Consider the following 14,702-nt stretch of genomic DNA (forward strand, 5'->3'; position numbering starts at 1 on the left):
CCTTGCTTGAGCGTTTTTTTGTTTGAACTATTTTCAAAGCGGAGCTTTGTGGGGATATGCAATCCGTTACCTCCAAACCTTTTGGTGCAAAAGAAGTCCCCGCTTGAATTTGTAAGTGGGGCTTTTCGGTTCAAGAAGCGGAGCTTTGTGTTGAAATTTGCTTCCTAGGGTTTCTACGTTTTTTCTTTTTCAATTGGAGGGATCAATTTACCTTTAGCCGATAATTTTATTCAACTATTCCATGGGCTTGAACGGTAAAAATATTCTTGGTTTTGGTTTATCCGCAAAAGGAGATAAGGCCTTTTATGCAAAACACCCAGCTACAGGGGATTCGTTGGAAATCCCATTTTTTGAAGCCACCCAGGACGAGGTGGACGTAGCAATTCAATTGGCAGAGAAGGCCTTTGAATCTTATAGAAACAAAAGCGGCTTGGAAAAAGGTTCCTTTTTAGAGACCATTGCCGAAGAGCTATCTAAAGTTGAGAGCGAACTTGTGGCCCGGTGCACCCAAGAAACCGGACTGCCAGAAGGTCGATTGAAAGGGGAATTGGGGAGAACCACAGGACAATTGAGACTGTTTGCAAGTTTATTGCGCGAGGGTTCCTGGGTGGATGCAAGGATAGATCGCGCCAATCCAGAAAGGATACCGGTTCCCAAGCCGGATACACGTCAAATGCAAATAGCATTGGGTCCTGTAGGGGTTTTCGGTGCAAGTAATTTTCCGTTGGCATTTTCTGTGGCAGGCGGTGATACGGCTTCTGCGCTAGCTGCGGGCTGCCCTGTTGTGGTCAAAGCACATCCTGCGCATCCCGGCACATCGGAATTAGTCGGAACTGCCATTTTGGAGGCTGCCAGAAAAAGCAAAATGCCCGAAGGTGTTTTTTCGTTGGTCCAAGGAGCGTCCATAGCTGTTGGACAAGCGATTGTAAAGCATCCCTTGATCAAGGCCATAGGATTCACCGGTTCGTTTAGGGGAGGTAAAGCCTTATTTGATGAAGCGGCTCGACGAGATGAGCCAATCCCAGTATATGCCGAAATGGGTAGTACAAATCCTGTTTTCATGCTTCCTGGATCCTTGGAAGAAAATCATGGGAATTTGGCAAATGGACTTTCAGGTTCGGTGCAACTTGGTGTAGGGCAATTTTGTACCAATCCTGGGATTACTATAGTTCCAAAAACAGCCAAGGGCGATCAATTTCAAGAAGAACTGGAGCAAAATATCTCCACTTCAGAATCGGCCACGATGTTAACGGAAGCTATTCAACACAACTACGTATCCGGATTGAATCAGCTAAAATCAAAAAGTCAAGTAACTTCTATTTCAAAGGGAAAACAACTTGAAGGAGGTTCACAAGGAACAGCTGAGATATTGGAAGTTTCAGCAACTGATTTTCTATCGGACAAAGCGCTGGAAGAGGAAGTTTTTGGTCCATCAACCTTGTTGGTTAGATCCAACAACAAGGAAGAAATGTTGCAAATTGCCCGAAACTTAAATGGACATCTTACAGCTACGGTACACGGTACATCCAAAGATTTGTTGGAGTATGCGGATTTACTAAAATTATTGGAGCGTAAGGTGGGAAGGTTGCTGATCAACTCCTTTCCAACTGGCGTAGAGGTGTGCCATTCCATGGTGCATGGGGGGCCTTTTCCCGCCACATCGGATGCTCGAATGACCTCTGTAGGAACTGCCGCAATTACTAGATTTACCAGGCCTATTTGTTATCAGAATTTTCCTGATGAACTACTCCCGGATGAATTGAAAGAAAGCAATCCGCTGCATATTCTGCGTTTGGAGGATGGCACGTACATACTTCCCAAGGCGTAAGTTCACTGCTCTTTTTTTAAGGTCTTTATATCGGCAATAAGTTGATTTATTGCCGTTTTGTTCAGTCCATTGTAAATACCTCGAATGTGCCTGTTTTTATCTATAAGCACAAAGTTCTCAGTGTGGAGGAACTCATCTTCCCCTTTCTGGAATCCCAAATCCTCTTCGACAAAATAGGCAAAGCGCCCCAGGTTGTAAATATCCTTTCGTTCGCCGGTGGCCAAATGCCATTTGTTTGGTTTGATCCCCTTGGTATCGGCATAGCGTTTTAACACTGGAACGGAATCCAGTTGGGGGGTCACCGAATGGGATAATAAGAGCACTTCCCCGTCACCTTGGAATTCTGCTTGGATAAGGGCCATGTTTTGGGTCATTTTGGGACAAATTCCCGGGCAGGTGGTAAAGAAAAAATCGGCAACATAAATGCTGTTGTCAAACGTTTTTTCCGAAATCGTATCTCCCAATTGATTGATCAATCTAAATTTTGGAATCCGATGTAAACCATCGATGGAATCACTTTTGGAATTAACCCATTTAGGGGTAAAAGAAGGGTCATCGTAATACGGTAAAACGTCTACCCTGCTATGCTTTTTAACGGTTTCGGTTTCTTTGCATCCCCAACCAAGGGCGATCATTAAAAACAATACCGCCAGTGCTTGACTACTTCTGGACAATTTCATCTTTGACCTCATAACACAGATTTGACCGTTTCAATCCAAAAAATCGGCCATTTTTGGCCTGATAGTTCGCGTACAACTTCCCAGAAGCTAACCATGCTTGCTGTAATCCCTCTTCTTTGCCCAACTTCAACCGCATTACTCGGGCAAGTTGTCCATTGGGATACCACTTGCACTGTTCACCATGCCTAACTCCCAATGTATATTGCGAAATTGTACTTATTGAGCCATTGGGCCACCACGATTTATATTCCCCGTGCAATCGGTTTTTAATATAAACTGCCTTAGTTCGAAGTACACCAGTATCGAACCACTTTCTAGCCGCCCCTTCTTTCTTGCCTTTCAGATATCCTATTTGTTCAGCTAGGGTACCGTTGGAATGATATTTTAGGGCGTACCCGGTAAACGCCTTGCCATCATAATACCACACACCTTCCAAAGGATTCAGGGTCAACTCCTTCTTAAAGACTTCATGGCCTTCGATAAGGGCATCCTTGTTCCAAACCGTAGTTTGACCGCTATCCATGGAAAACATGGATAGCAGACCAACAATAGCGTACTTAGTTAATTGCATTGGGACTACCTTGATAATCGCCAGGGAAAATGACATAATACTGGTTCAAATAGAGTTCGTTCTGTATATGATAGTGATATTCAGCTTCGTCCGAATGCTGGGTCGTGTGGGTATGGCCACCGGAAGCATCCAAATCCGTGGGATAGGTTCCCGTGGAATTGCATTTTCTTCCGTAGATAAAAAAGCCATCGGCCAAAATTCCAATTAGATTTTCATCATCTTCGGACCATGCGGTAGGCTCCAAATGGTAATGGTACTCTGCAGGGCCGATATGTCCGCCTGTGTAATCCAAACTTGCAGCTGCCTCGTTTAGTGGTCCGCTTCCCTCTTGGTCGTTAAAAATGGCTGCCCCACTCACTGCAATTCCAATCGCCCCCATATTTGTGGAGGTGCTACTGGAAGCCAATTGTGGATTTTGGGGAACCCGCAACGTCGCTTCTGCATTGAAGTTGGGGATTATACTTGGGGTAGTCTCCACATTGGGTTCTTCCATGTAAAGGCTCTGTCCAGGTCCCCAGTATACAGAAGTATGATTGGGCAGACCATTGGTTTCGATTACCACATTGGTCCCTTCTAGATAAATATCCGTATTGTTTTCATCAAACTCGGCGAATGCTGCGTGAAGCTCCCCTGTTGTAACCATATCTTCTTCTTCCGTGTCGGAGCTACAGGCCAAAAAGCCGGCCAACAAAACGGTCAGAATGGTGGAACCGGAAAATAATCGGTGCAAAATTGTTTTCTTTTTCATGGTAATGTGGGTTTATTGGTTCTTGCCTCGTTTTTTGGGTCGAGGCGCCTTGTTGAATTCTTCTTCATCGATATAACCGTCTTCGTTAAGGTCAACTTTGGCAAAATGCTCTTTTAAGGGACCTTTAATTTCATCTTCAGATAGTTTTCCGTCTTCATTGGCGTCCATGTGCTCTAGCAGCTTTTCAAAGGTGGGTGGCTTTCTGCGCTCCCCATTTTCTCCCTGTTTTTGTGCGGATAATTGGGTTAATCCCAATAGCGTAAAGCATGCAATTGCAATGGCACTCTTTAATGTGATTTTCTTCATTTGTATTCCTTTTGTTTTTGATTTTAGATGTGGTTCTTTTCAAAAACTTGTGGTGTCCATGTCATTTTTTTCAAAAAGTGCTTCTTAAATTGCAGGGAGAACAACCCCGGGCTCTTTTGGAGGATAAGCAGTTTTTAAACGATTTAAAGGAACAGAAGCAATCCGCTTATAGCAGATTGTTGGACGAGTTTCAGGCAAAGGTTTACAACACCTGTCTCTCTTTTGTTCCCAATCGGGAAGATGCCGAGGACATTGCCCAGGAGGTTTTTGTGGAAGTGTACAATTCCATTCATAAGTTTAAAGGGAATTCTAAATTATCCACTTGGATCTATCGAATTTCTGTCAATAAAAGCCTGGAGTTTATTCGGAAGAAGAGCACAAAAAAAAGATTTGGATTCATGCAGTCCATAACAGGAAACGCCACCCCAATGGACAAAACTTCCTATTTCACGGTTTTCGACCACCCAGGGGTGCAATTGGAGAATAAGGAAAGAAACGAAATTTTGTTCAAGGCGATCAACCAGCTACCAGAGGCTCAACGGATTGTTTTTACCTTGAGTAAAATTGATGGTATGAGCTACAAGGAAATCAGCGGAATCACTGAAAAAAGTGTTTCCTCAATAGAGTCCCTTTTGTTTAGGGCCAGGAAGAATTTGCAAAAAATACTGGAGGTCTATTATAAAAATATGGATTAGGCCACAAGATAAAATTGAAAATAACATCTAAACAGATAACAGAAATAGTCATGGATGCTGAAAAGACTACGCAACAAAAAATAGATAGGATTCTGGAAGCTGCCTCCTCCATTGAGACAGTGAAAACACCTCCTTTTTTTAAGGATAAGGTGCTGAACCAACTAGCCCGGGAGCCTGAAGCCCAATCAGAATCGGCCATGCCAGGATGGTTCGGATTTAGGTATCAAGTGGCCATATTGATCCTATTTGCCATACTTAACTTTACTGTCTTATTCTTGTACAATAGTTCCAACGAGGAAGAAGAACTGCAGTCCCTGGCTGAGTCCTATCATTTGTCAGCTTCAGAGAGTAACTCCATCCTAAACTAATGACCATGAAAAAAAATCCACTACTTATAGTTTTTTTGGTCTTTTTGATGGTGATGAATGGGGTGCTGCTCTACTTGGTTTTGGACAAACCCGATAGAAAACCCAGACCTTCAAGGGATTTCATAATCCAAGAATTGGGCCTGACCGATGAACAGACGGTTGAATTTCGAAATTTGGAGCGTGAACATTGGCACAGAATGAAACAAATTGACCACCAATTAAGGGACTTGAGGCATGAGCTATTTAGGAATGCCCAAAACGAGGTTTTTTCGGAAAAAGAAAGGGATTCTTTGGTCGCAGTAATTGGAATTCTGAACCAAAAAAAGGATGTCGAAGTATTTGACCATTTTAGAAACATTGGGTCAGTTTGTACCCCGGAACAAAGAATAAAGCTGGAACGAATACTATTGAAGGCAATGAAACGTGGCCCGCGAATGCAGGGTCCTCCTGGAGAAAGACCTCCAAGGGATGGTCACCCGCCGGGTCCACCTCCCCATTGATGGGTACAACGGCCTATAAGAAGGCCAATGAATTTTATGTTGGTCAGCGCAAGTTTTTTGAAAATAAGTCATCTAAATCTATAACGATGCAGTCATTTTGATTGATAGTTGATTAGATTTTTTGGTTGGTAATGAGCCCGGAAGCCTTGGTATCCGGGCTTTTCTTCATCAATTCTCTCGAAATGCCCTAATGGATGTTGTAATGTGCCAGAAGGCCCAGCGACCTAAAAAAGAAATAACACTCCAATGAAAAATTTAGTGATTATCCTTTCCTTTCTTTTTGCGGCCACGGCCCAAAGTCAATCCAAACACATCAATACTAAAAAAGGGTATGCAGCACAAGGCTACGATGTTGTGGCCTATTTTAATGGGGATGCAAAGGTGGGAAACAAGCGATTGGTGGCAACTCATGAAGGTGCGGAATACAAATTTGCCACTCAAGAAAATTTAGATGCTTTCAATGACAATCCGGATAAATACGTTCCTCAATACGGTGGGTATTGCGCCTATGCGGTCGCCTTGTCCGGTAAAAAGGTAAATGTAGACCCCATGACCTTCGAGATTAGGGATGGCAAACTTTACCTATTCTACAATGCCGGCAAAACAAACACTTTGGAACTTTGGTTGGACGGTTCACCAGATAAGCTCAAGGTTAAAGCGGATAAAAACTGGGCCAAAGTTTTAGGGAAATAATCTTAAGCTAAGGTTAAATTCCCCATGATGACCGGGAAATTTGTTTTGGGCGCTGTTAGGTATTTTTATTTTAGAGACTATAAAACCAAGTTTTGACGAACGCTATTTTCTCAAATGGATAAGTACGCAAAGGTTGGCCTTGCAGGTATGTTAGTGAGTTTTTTGGGAACATTGCCCCTAGGAACACTCAATATAACCGCATTTGATATTGCTGCCTCAAAAGGCCTCGTAGCCGCAGTTTGGTTTGCCCTTGCCGTGGTTCTGGTAGAGTTGGTGATGGTGCGATTGACCTTGTTCGGAAATCACTTTTTACAAATCGGGGAGAAGCTCACCAAATATGTTCTCCCGTTAGGTGCGTTGCTCCTATTTTATTTGGCGATATCCAGTTTTTTGGCTTCAATGCAAACCCAGCAATTACTTTCGGAAACCAATTTTTTTCCAAGAGTTGGTTCAGCCTTTGTTTTGGGGCTTTTGTTGAGTTCCTTGAACCCTTTGCAATTTCCTTTTTGGGTCACATGTAACAAGGTGCTCTCCTCAAAAGGAATGCTGGAAAATACCACAAAGTCGTACAATTGCTATCTATTGGGCATTGGTTTGGGAACTCTTGTGGGCCTTGGGGTTTTTATCGCAGCGGGAAAATTCATATTTACAAACTATACAGATTACAGTAGGATAACCAATTTGCTAATGGGAACACTGTACCTTGGCTTTTCGGTATATCTCGCCTATTTGATAATCAAGAAACATCTTAAACCCAAAATCCAATAAACAATATGTTTAGATCTTCCATAGATACATTGGAACAATTCAAGGAAATTCTTTTACAGTTGCCGGCGGGGAGCTATGCGCAACCCTGTTGCGTACTTTCCAACTCCAGTATTGGTCAGCATACAAGGCACATTATTGAGCTCTATCAGTGTTTGCTCAAAGGATATCCCGAGGCGGATGTTTCCTATGACCGCAGGGAAAGAAATCCGAGAATCGAACAGGAAATGGATTTTGCCATTGAGTGTATTGGGTGGATTCAAACCAATTTGGAAAGGCCGAACAAAAATGTGAGGGTCACTTATGAACTTTGTGGAAAAGAAACCTGTTTGGAATCCAATTATTTCAGGGAAGTATTGTATAATTTAGAGCACACCATTCACCACCATGCCTTGATCAAGGTGGGAATCCAGCATTTTACGAATATCGAAATTCCCGAATCTTTTGGGGTTGCCCCATCAACCCTCCAATATAGACAAGTATGTGCACAGTAAGTTATATATCCCCTAAAGAAGGGTGTTTCATTACCTCCAATAGGGATGAGCATATTGCCCGCCCGGTAGCACTGGAGCCAAAATTGGAAAGCATTAACGGGGTGCAAGTTGTATTTCCCAGAGACCCCTTGGCCGGAGGTACCTGGTTCGCCATGAACGAGTTTGGTACGGTAGCCGTATTACTAAATGGTGCGTTTGAGAACCACGAAAGGGTACTTCCCTATGTCAAAAGCAGAGGACTGGTGTTATTGGATGTAATTGCAAGTGAAGACCCCAACGCAAGCCTGCAAACAATGGATTTAAATCGAATTGAACCCTTTACCCTAATTCTGTTTACAGGGACTAGCTTGCAGGAGTTTAGATGGGACGGCAACCAAAAGTTCACAAAGGACTTGGATTCGAGCCAGGATTATATCTGGTCTTCCGTTACCTTGTACAACAAGGAGGCCATTGCCCAAAGGGAATCCTTGTTTGATGAATTTATTACCGCTGGCGACAAGGTTACGGCATCGAATGTTGTTGATTTCCATTCCAACAACAATAAGGACTTTGAAAATGGATTTATCATCGATAGAAGCACTGGCCTGAAAACTTTTAGTGTGACCCAAGTCGCTCTGGACCAAGATTCAATGGTCATGAAACATTTCGATTTGTTGCGTGATAAAGCATTTGAATTTCCCTATTCACCTAAAAAAATAGCGACGGTTAGATGAGTTCTTTAAAGTTAAAATGGCATAGGCTAACGCACTGGGAATATTGGCCTTTTTGGGCAATTTACTATCCACTTTTTCCGGTGTGGCTCTATTTTTCCATGAAAGCTAGGTCCCTTTTCTTTTTTAACGCTGCTAATCCCTCGATGAAAAATGGGGGAATGGCCATGGAATCCAAAATGGGCATTTATAACCTTATTCCAAAAGAGAACATTCCGCAGACCATTTTTATTTCCAAAAACGACAATCCCGCCTTGTCACTGGAGAGGGTTTTGGATGCTGGAATTGCATTTCCCTTTATTGCCAAACCGGATATAGGCATGAGGGCGTTTGGGGTAGAAAAAATCAACAACAAAGACGATTTCCAGCGTTATTTTGCCAAAACCCCGGAAAACTTTCTGGTTCAGAAACTGATTCCCTACACCAAAGAGGTAGGTATTTTCTATGTACGTATGCCAGGTGAACGAAAAGGCAAGATAACCGGGATTGTTTCAAAGGAATTTTTGACCGTGGTGGGGGACGGGGACAGTTCCGTTTTACAGCTCATCAAAAAGGACCCCAGGAGTCATTTACAGTTAAAGGCACTTCAAAAAAAGTTTGGTGATCAATTGGACGAAGTGTTGGAAAAAAATGAGGAATTTATCTTGGTTCCTTTTGGTAGCCACACAAGGGGAGCAAAATTTGTGGACATAAGCCACAAGCTCAATACTGGACTGTTGAACACTATAGATGGAATTTGCTCCAGAATGGACGGGTTCCATTATGGCCGATTGGATGTATTGTACAATTCGCTTGAAGAATTATCCAAGGGGGAAAAATTCAGCATTATTGAAATCAATGGGGCAGGAGGGGAGGCTACCCATATCTACGACCCCAAGCACTCCCTATTTTTTGCTTGGCGGGAAATTACGAGGCATTGGAACTACATGAACCGTATAAGCATGCTAAATCACCAAAGGGGGCATTCCTACCTCAGTTTTAGGGACGGAAGGGCCATGTTGAGGGAAAATGGGGCCTTAGAGGCACAACTTAAACTGATATAGAATGAAAAAAGGCCTGTTTTTAGGCTTATGTTTTGGTTTCCTGGGGATGTTGCAGGCCCAAGACACCTCATTTGGTGTTTCCTTTCAGGGCTATCCTGCAGGATTTATCCCAACCCTGAACCTAGAACATTTCCTCACTGATAATACTTACCTAGTTTTTAGGGTCGGAGCCAATTTCACGGACCGTAAGGATTTCAGCGATGTGAATGTAAGCGAAGAGGGCGAAGGCTTTGGCGGTTCCCTGGGGTTGCAAAAGCATTTTTCGTCAGGTCCAGGTGAATTTGTGGCCGGATTCAATGTAGACGTTTGGAGTATGAATATCGATTGGACGGACATTGGCCCAGCAGATGCTCCTATTCGGGGAAGCAGCTATGTGGTGATAGTGCAACCCTGGTTGGAAGGAGGGTATTTTCTTCCCATTAAAAATGGTGGTTCCAAAATTGGATTGACCGCTGGTTTTGGCAGGGAAATCAATGCCATAACCCGTGGGGATGAGGTGGAACAGGGGTTTATTGCCAGTCTTTCCCTGAAATATTTGATTTCCATTTAGTTTTTGTACCGTTCCATAGCCTCTTTAAAGAACTGGGTAGCTACCTCCTTGGTAATGCCCGAGGCAGGTAAAATGGCGCCTTTAAAATTATTATTTACCCATTTACCTTGAGTGAGGGATTTAAAAGCCCAAGTGTTCAGGTTATTAGGACCTCGGTATCCACTAATGTAAAAGTACAGGTCATCCACCAACGAATCCGGAATGGCCAAACCCAAGCCTATCGACTTGCCAGAACCATCATTCAAAGCGGCGAATGCCCCGGTATCAAAATGGTGGGGCCAAACCCGAATGTCCGAGGACAAATTTTCCATTTCTAAAAAGTTGGAAAGTGCTTGTTTGGCCACTGTTCTAATTTGAATCAATTGCTGTATACTATCCGAATCGGGTGACCCGAACGTGGCATTTCCACCCAAACTATAGGGAAGCTTGTAGTGTAAATTGAATTGATAAGGTTTGGAAAGACCCACTTTTGAAGCGGTTTTTGAAACCCAATCCACTATGGTTTCATGATCTTTTCCTTCCAAGGATAAACGCTCCTCAGTTCCACTCCATTCCAGGGAAAATTCAAGGTAATTTAAACAAAGTTGTGTCCCAGCTTCATTTAATGGCCAAGTCTCCAATCGTTTTGAAGCAACTGAAAATCCAAGGTTGGTGTGGCTATCATCTTCTTTTTTATCCAAGAAACTTATCCCCGCCGTAGCCAGATATTGGGCGGCAAGGTGCAATTGTTGTAGCATTTTCATAGCGAAATCTCAAAGGTCATCTCTTAAATTTAAGGAATTTTTGAATGTTCCGAACGAGATTGTCGCAGTCCATTTAGGAACTACCTACCAATTGCATTTTTTCTTTGATAGCCTTTACAATTATGGGCGCATGTATTCTTGAGTTCTCTATGAACCATTTGTGTGTTTCCATCCCTCCGCAGATAACACCGGCCAGAAACAGCCCATCCACGTTTGTTTCCATGGAATTGGGGTCGTAGGTGGGAAGTTTTTTTTCATCGTTGGAAAGCTCGATGCCCAACTGCTCCAAAAAGGTAAAATTGGGCATGTACCCGGTAAGGGCCAGTACAAAATCGTTTTCAAGTTCCAACTCTCCATCCGGGGTATTGATGATTAGTGCAGTGGATTTTATTTCCTTAACTGTGGCATTGTAGTGGGCTTTTATACTACCTTCCTTGATTCGGTTGATGATATCCGGCCTCACCCAATATTTAACGCGTTGCCCCACTTCTGGCCCTCGAATGATCAAAGTAACTTCGGCCCCTTTTCGCCAACATTCAAGCGCGGCATCTATGGCGGAGTTGCTGGCTCCAATAATTGCCAATTTTTGACTGGCATAAAAATGGGGGTCCTTATAATAATGGGAAACCTTGGGCAAATCTTCTCCAGGAACATTGATCTTGTTCGGTAGGTCATAAAACCCAGTGGCAACGATGACATTTTTTGCGGTATATCCGGATTTATCGGTTTGGATATGAAATTGGGTCGCTTCTTTTTTGACCTCCTCCACTTTTTCAAACAAATGAATGTTCAATTGGTTGGAAGTAACGATTCTGCGATAGTATTCCAGGGCCTCATTACGTTTGGGCTTAGCCTCCTTGCTGATAAAGGGAATATTGTCGATTTCCAGTTTTTCTGAAGAAGAAAAAAACTGCATGTTTATAGGATAATTAAATAGGGAGTTGACAATCGGCCCTTTTTCAATGATCAAGTAGCTCAGCCCCTCTTTTTTGGCCTCCAATCCGCAGGCGATGCCAATTGGTCCCCCACCAATGATAACGATATCAAAATCTTGCTGCATTAGGCAATCTTTTCTTTTAAATCCTTGATTGTTGAAGTTGGGTCTGCACTTTTAAACACGAAGCTCCCGGCCACAAGAACATCTGCCCCTGCATCCACCAATTTTTTGGCATTGGAGGCATTTACCCCACCATCAATTTCTATCAGGGTATTTGCATTTTTTCGTTCGATAAGATTTTTTAGGTCGCTTACCTTTTGATAGGTATTTTCGATAAAGGATTGCCCTCCAAATCCCGGATTAACACTCATCAAACAAACCAAATCAATGTCCTGGATGGTGTCTTCCAACAAGTGGATGGAGGTATGTGGATTTAGGGCCACCCCAGCCTTCATCCCTTCTGATTTTATCGACTGTAAGGTGCGATGGAGGTGATTACAAGCTTCGTAATGCACCGAAAGGTTATCCGCACCCAAACTAGCGAAGGTATTGATGTACCTATCCGGATCTACGATCATTAGATGCACATCCAAGGTTTTTTTGGCATGTTCCGCTATGGATTTGATAACGGGCATACCAAAAGAAATATTGGGGACAAAAACCCCATCCATTACATCAAGATGAAACCAGTCGGCTTCACTTTGATTTACCATTTCTAAATCTCGTTGTAGGTTGGCGAAATCCGCCGCCAAAAGGGAAGGAGCAACTAGTTTTTTATGCATCTCGAATAAAAGCTTACACAAAAATAGCGAAATGATCCGGCTTTAGGTGATGGACCCTTGGTTTACTATAGCCAATAAGTCACTTTGAGAACCACCGACCTATTCTTGATTCCCAAACCTTGGGTGTCGTGGTTTTCGTTGTAGATCAGGAAAATATCCGACATTGGGCTGTAGCGCCATTGTAAGCGGGAAAAAACACTCACATTGTCTCCTTGCGTATTGTATTGCAGTACATTCCGAAGGAACAGTTTATTGGAAAAGCTAACATCACCGTTGAACCTCATGAGGTGTATTTTATCCTCTCCGTAGCCATCGGCCAATTTTATGTCGTTGTAATCATAGGCAATTCCAAAGCTTCCCCAGGGCCGAAGTCTAAAAGAGCCTTCCACCATGGCCCCCATTCGGGAACCATTAAAGAATTCCCCGTAGGCCAGATTGGTATTCCAGACAAATTTTTTCCGCACATCTGAACTATAGCGCAACTCCATCCACGGAAAATTGTATTCCCCAATAGGGATGGGTGTGTAATCATCACCTAGCAAGGATGTTGGAAACATCAAATCCACCTTTCGGAACCTTGCCAAAACAATCATTCGGGCCGTGTTTCGGTATTCAAAGTCCCAACCCACATTGTTCTGGCTCTCGTTGAAAGTGCCATCAGAATTCAAATAGAGGTTGTGCCAAGTCCGCAATCCGTGATAATTAAGCTTTTTGTTTTCATCTTCCACGAAAGTGAGGTAGCGCAACCATGGGTTAATAAGGGTATATCCCAAACGGATGGTCTCTTCGGTTTCGGCATTGTAATTTTCCAAACGGGGGTTGATTCCCAATTCGGTGATATAATTGTCCCCGACAACGTTCAGGGTCCACCCGGTTCTTAAACGTTTGGAGCTATAATAGCCATCAAATCCATAGAAATGGGTGTCCTTGTGGTTTTCAGGAGTAAGGGAAGTGTGGTATAAAAAAGTAGTGTTCAGTTTGCCGCTTTCCGAGACATAGCTAAACTCTAGCCCTGCATTTCTCGAATATTCCAGTTCAGAAGTATTGCTGGTAGCCTGTCTATTGATAAATATTCCTTTGATTACGGACCTTTTCAGTACTTTTTGCTGAAAGGCCCCAACGCTATAGTTTTGGGCGGCGAACTCATCCGTTTGTCTGGTTTGCACGTTCATGACACCAATTCGAAGGTTTTGGGTGACGTTACCGGTTAATCGACCTCCAAAATCAATGGGAATGGCCTCCCCATCCATGATGCCGATTCGTCTAGAGAAAAAGGGTTTGACATCATAGGTTCCGAAATTGGCAAAGATGTCGTTGTTCTCTAAAAAGAAATTACGTTGCTCAGGCAGAAATATATTGAAACGGGTAATATTGGTTACTTGTTGGTCCACATCCGCATTGGAAAAATCGGGAAAAAGGGTAAGGTCAAGGTTGAGATTACTGGTTAGTGCGATTTTAACCTCCCCTCCCAAATCACTGTTCAGTTGGGCCTCCAGCTCTTCACTGTCTTCAAAATCCCGTATAGAGGAGGAAGTCACATAGGGGTTGAAAATAAATGCACCTTTCGCTTTTTCGGGACTTTGGTCCCATTCCAGGGAGCCCATATAGTTCATGCTGATTCCATTAAAGTTCACGGGAAACTGTGTCCATGTGGTGTATGCATTGTTTTTTTTATCCCCGCGGACAAAATTGATACCCCACGTAGTTTGATTGGGGTTATAACGCAGGGTTTTGAACGGAATGGCCATCTCTACAAGCCAATACCCGGGATATTGGGCAGTCTTGGAAGTCCATTTATTGTCCCAATTTTCAGAAAGCCAGGTCAAGGACCCTTCAATGGTAAGACTTCCTTCGGTTTCTGCGCCCCCGGCGGTAACGCCAAAAAAGAACCCACTTTGTTTGGTGTTCACGGGGTCCAAGGCCAAGGAAAAGTTGTCACTACCCCAATAATCCTCGTCGCTATCCCTTACCAGGGACTGGACGATGCGTTCCCCATCGTCGTAGCATTTGGCCAAGAGATATAGATTTTGGTCGTCGTAGGTCAGTTTAACCTCTGTTTGATTTTGTGCCTGCCCGATATCGGAAGGCCAGTGATTGTAGAATTGGCTAACAGCCATGTGCTCTTCCCATTCGTTTTCCCCGATGACGGCGTCCAAGGTGATGTGGTTAGTTGCTTTTTTGATTTGGTATTTGAATTTCGCCCTGGTATCGCCGCCACCATTTTGGGAAAACCCCATTATTGGTAACAATAAAAGTAAGGTTGGCCATAAGGTTTTCATGAACCGTTCG

Annotated in this window: 18 protein-coding genes; 10 read left to right on the top strand and 8 right to left on the bottom strand. The window is 43.4% G+C overall.

Annotated features, from left to right (window positions below):
• Nucleotides 1-241: 241 nt before the first annotated feature.
• Nucleotides 242-1,828 carry an aldehyde dehydrogenase (NADP(+)) gene (locus M3P07_RS17225; RefSeq protein WP_249971172.1) on the top strand — a complete coding sequence of 529 codons (1,587 nt, stop codon included), beginning with the start codon at nucleotides 242-244 and terminating at the stop codon, nucleotides 1,826-1,828.
• Nucleotides 1,829-1,830: 2 nt separating this feature from the next.
• Here M3P07_RS17225 and M3P07_RS17230 read toward each other — a convergent pair whose 3' ends face one another.
• From M3P07_RS17230 to M3P07_RS17245, 4 genes are read right to left on the bottom strand one after another with little or no spacing between them, the layout of a single operon-like run.
• Nucleotides 1,831-2,520: an SCO family protein gene (locus M3P07_RS17230; protein WP_249971173.1), complete on the bottom strand. Its 690-nt coding sequence runs from the start codon at nucleotides 2,518-2,520 to the stop codon at nucleotides 1,831-1,833.
• Nucleotides 2,489-3,079, bottom strand: coding sequence for a toxin-antitoxin system YwqK family antitoxin (locus M3P07_RS17235; RefSeq protein ID WP_249971174.1), 591 nt, complete (start codon nucleotides 3,077-3,079; stop codon nucleotides 2,489-2,491). The genes M3P07_RS17230 and M3P07_RS17235 overlap by 32 nt, the downstream gene beginning before the upstream one ends.
• The gene (locus M3P07_RS17240; RefSeq protein ID WP_249971175.1) at nucleotides 3,066-3,827 is read right to left on the bottom strand and encodes a YHYH protein; all 762 of its coding nucleotides are present in this window, start codon (nucleotides 3,825-3,827) and stop codon (nucleotides 3,066-3,068) included. Before M3P07_RS17240 ends, M3P07_RS17235 begins: the two co-directional genes overlap by 14 nt.
• A gap of 12 nt (nucleotides 3,828-3,839) precedes the next feature.
• The gene (locus M3P07_RS17245) at nucleotides 3,840-4,133 is read right to left on the bottom strand and encodes an EF-hand domain-containing protein (RefSeq protein WP_249971176.1); all 294 of its coding nucleotides are present in this window, start codon (nucleotides 4,131-4,133) and stop codon (nucleotides 3,840-3,842) included.
• Between the two features lie 77 nt (nucleotides 4,134-4,210).
• Between M3P07_RS17245 and M3P07_RS17250 the strand changes: the two genes are divergently transcribed.
• The 9 genes from M3P07_RS17250 to M3P07_RS17290 all read left to right on the top strand — a co-directional run bounded on the left by M3P07_RS17250 (nucleotide 4,211) and on the right by M3P07_RS17290 (nucleotide 9,951).
• Nucleotides 4,211-4,828, top strand: a complete 618-nt coding sequence (locus M3P07_RS17250) for an RNA polymerase sigma factor (RefSeq protein ID WP_249971177.1) — start codon at nucleotides 4,211-4,213, stop codon at nucleotides 4,826-4,828.
• 50 nt (nucleotides 4,829-4,878) lie between these two features.
• Nucleotides 4,879-5,196 carry a hypothetical protein gene (locus tag M3P07_RS17255; RefSeq protein WP_249971178.1) on the top strand — a complete coding sequence of 106 codons (318 nt, stop codon included), beginning with the start codon at nucleotides 4,879-4,881 and terminating at the stop codon, nucleotides 5,194-5,196.
• Between the two features lie 5 nt (nucleotides 5,197-5,201).
• Nucleotides 5,202-5,696 carry a Spy/CpxP family protein refolding chaperone gene (locus M3P07_RS17260; RefSeq protein WP_249971179.1) on the top strand — a complete coding sequence of 165 codons (495 nt, stop codon included), beginning with the start codon at nucleotides 5,202-5,204 and terminating at the stop codon, nucleotides 5,694-5,696.
• 246 nt (nucleotides 5,697-5,942) lie between these two features.
• Nucleotides 5,943-6,389 carry a YHS domain-containing (seleno)protein gene (locus tag M3P07_RS17265; protein ID WP_249971180.1) on the top strand — a complete coding sequence of 149 codons (447 nt, stop codon included), beginning with the start codon at nucleotides 5,943-5,945 and terminating at the stop codon, nucleotides 6,387-6,389.
• Between the two features lie 114 nt (nucleotides 6,390-6,503).
• Nucleotides 6,504-7,157 carry a LysE family translocator gene (locus tag M3P07_RS17270; RefSeq protein ID WP_249971181.1) on the top strand — a complete coding sequence of 218 codons (654 nt, stop codon included), beginning with the start codon at nucleotides 6,504-6,506 and terminating at the stop codon, nucleotides 7,155-7,157.
• A gap of 5 nt (nucleotides 7,158-7,162) precedes the next feature.
• On the top strand, nucleotides 7,163-7,648 hold the full coding sequence (locus tag M3P07_RS17275; RefSeq protein WP_249971182.1) for a DinB family protein: 486 nt from the start codon (nucleotides 7,163-7,165) through the stop codon (nucleotides 7,646-7,648).
• On the top strand, nucleotides 7,636-8,361 hold the full coding sequence (locus M3P07_RS17280) for an NRDE family protein (protein WP_249971183.1): 726 nt from the start codon (nucleotides 7,636-7,638) through the stop codon (nucleotides 8,359-8,361). The genes M3P07_RS17275 and M3P07_RS17280 overlap by 13 nt, the downstream gene beginning before the upstream one ends.
• 98 nt (nucleotides 8,362-8,459) lie before the next feature.
• A complete protein-coding gene (locus M3P07_RS17285) occupies nucleotides 8,460-9,401 on the top strand; it encodes an ATP-grasp domain-containing protein (RefSeq protein WP_249971184.1) in 942 nt (313 codons plus the stop codon).
• A gap of 1 nt (nucleotide 9,402) precedes the next feature.
• Complete coding sequence (locus tag M3P07_RS17290; protein ID WP_249971185.1) at nucleotides 9,403-9,951, top strand: hypothetical protein; 549 nt, start codon at nucleotides 9,403-9,405, stop codon at nucleotides 9,949-9,951.
• Here the strand turns inward: M3P07_RS17290 and M3P07_RS17295 are convergent.
• The 4 genes from M3P07_RS17295 to M3P07_RS17310 all read right to left on the bottom strand — a co-directional run bounded on the left by M3P07_RS17295 (nucleotide 9,948) and on the right by M3P07_RS17310 (nucleotide 14,692).
• Nucleotides 9,948-10,694, bottom strand: coding sequence for a hypothetical protein (locus M3P07_RS17295; protein WP_249971186.1), 747 nt, complete (start codon nucleotides 10,692-10,694; stop codon nucleotides 9,948-9,950). The genes M3P07_RS17290 and M3P07_RS17295 overlap by 4 nt on opposite strands.
• A 73-nt stretch (nucleotides 10,695-10,767) precedes the next feature.
• Complete coding sequence (locus tag M3P07_RS17300; RefSeq protein WP_249971187.1) at nucleotides 10,768-11,754, bottom strand: YpdA family putative bacillithiol disulfide reductase; 987 nt, start codon at nucleotides 11,752-11,754, stop codon at nucleotides 10,768-10,770.
• Nucleotides 11,754-12,413 (bottom strand): ribulose-phosphate 3-epimerase, encoded by a 660-nt coding sequence (gene rpe / locus M3P07_RS17305; protein WP_249971188.1) that lies wholly within the window; start codon nucleotides 12,411-12,413, stop codon nucleotides 11,754-11,756. The genes M3P07_RS17300 and rpe overlap by 1 nt, the downstream gene beginning before the upstream one ends.
• 65 nt (nucleotides 12,414-12,478) lie before the next feature.
• On the bottom strand, nucleotides 12,479-14,692 hold the full coding sequence (locus tag M3P07_RS17310; protein WP_249971189.1) for a DUF5916 domain-containing protein: 2,214 nt from the start codon (nucleotides 14,690-14,692) through the stop codon (nucleotides 12,479-12,481).
• Nucleotides 14,693-14,702 lie beyond the last annotated feature (10 nt).

It is taken from the genome of Flagellimonas myxillae (genome assembly GCF_023502235.1).
Taxonomy (GTDB): Bacteria; Bacteroidota; Bacteroidia; order Flavobacteriales; family Flavobacteriaceae; genus Flagellimonas; species Flagellimonas myxillae.

What these genes read in the sequence shown, in the direction of transcription:
- M3P07_RS17280 (WP_249971183.1), top strand. Translation starts at nt 7,636, where the DNA reads ATGTGCACAGTAAGTTATATATCCCCTAAAGAAGGGTGTTTCATTACC.
- M3P07_RS17230 (WP_249971173.1), bottom strand. Translation starts at nt 2,520, where the DNA reads ATGAGGTCAAAGATGAAATTGTCCAGAAGTAGTCAAGCACTGGCGGTA.
- M3P07_RS17245 (WP_249971176.1), bottom strand. Translation starts at nt 4,133, where the DNA reads ATGAAGAAAATCACATTAAAGAGTGCCATTGCAATTGCATGCTTTACG.
- M3P07_RS17225 (WP_249971172.1), top strand. Translation starts at nt 242, where the DNA reads ATGGGCTTGAACGGTAAAAATATTCTTGGTTTTGGTTTATCCGCAAAA.
- M3P07_RS17255 (WP_249971178.1), top strand. Translation starts at nt 4,879, where the DNA reads ATGGATGCTGAAAAGACTACGCAACAAAAAATAGATAGGATTCTGGAA.
- M3P07_RS17235 (WP_249971174.1), bottom strand. Translation starts at nt 3,079, where the DNA reads ATGCAATTAACTAAGTACGCTATTGTTGGTCTGCTATCCATGTTTTCC.
- M3P07_RS17285 (WP_249971184.1), top strand. Translation starts at nt 8,460, where the DNA reads ATGAAAGCTAGGTCCCTTTTCTTTTTTAACGCTGCTAATCCCTCGATG.
- M3P07_RS17265 (WP_249971180.1), top strand. Translation starts at nt 5,943, where the DNA reads ATGAAAAATTTAGTGATTATCCTTTCCTTTCTTTTTGCGGCCACGGCC.
- M3P07_RS17300 (WP_249971187.1), bottom strand. Translation starts at nt 11,754, where the DNA reads ATGCAGCAAGATTTTGATATCGTTATCATTGGTGGGGGACCAATTGGC.
- M3P07_RS17295 (WP_249971186.1), bottom strand. Translation starts at nt 10,694, where the DNA reads ATGAAAATGCTACAACAATTGCACCTTGCCGCCCAATATCTGGCTACG.
- M3P07_RS17270 (WP_249971181.1), top strand. Translation starts at nt 6,504, where the DNA reads ATGGATAAGTACGCAAAGGTTGGCCTTGCAGGTATGTTAGTGAGTTTT.
- rpe (WP_249971188.1), bottom strand. Translation starts at nt 12,413, where the DNA reads ATGCATAAAAAACTAGTTGCTCCTTCCCTTTTGGCGGCGGATTTCGCC.
- M3P07_RS17275 (WP_249971182.1), top strand. Translation starts at nt 7,163, where the DNA reads ATGTTTAGATCTTCCATAGATACATTGGAACAATTCAAGGAAATTCTT.
- M3P07_RS17290 (WP_249971185.1), top strand. Translation starts at nt 9,403, where the DNA reads ATGAAAAAAGGCCTGTTTTTAGGCTTATGTTTTGGTTTCCTGGGGATG.
- M3P07_RS17260 (WP_249971179.1), top strand. Translation starts at nt 5,202, where the DNA reads ATGAAAAAAAATCCACTACTTATAGTTTTTTTGGTCTTTTTGATGGTG.
- M3P07_RS17310 (WP_249971189.1), bottom strand. Translation starts at nt 14,692, where the DNA reads ATGAAAACCTTATGGCCAACCTTACTTTTATTGTTACCAATAATGGGG.
- M3P07_RS17240 (WP_249971175.1), bottom strand. Translation starts at nt 3,827, where the DNA reads ATGAAAAAGAAAACAATTTTGCACCGATTATTTTCCGGTTCCACCATT.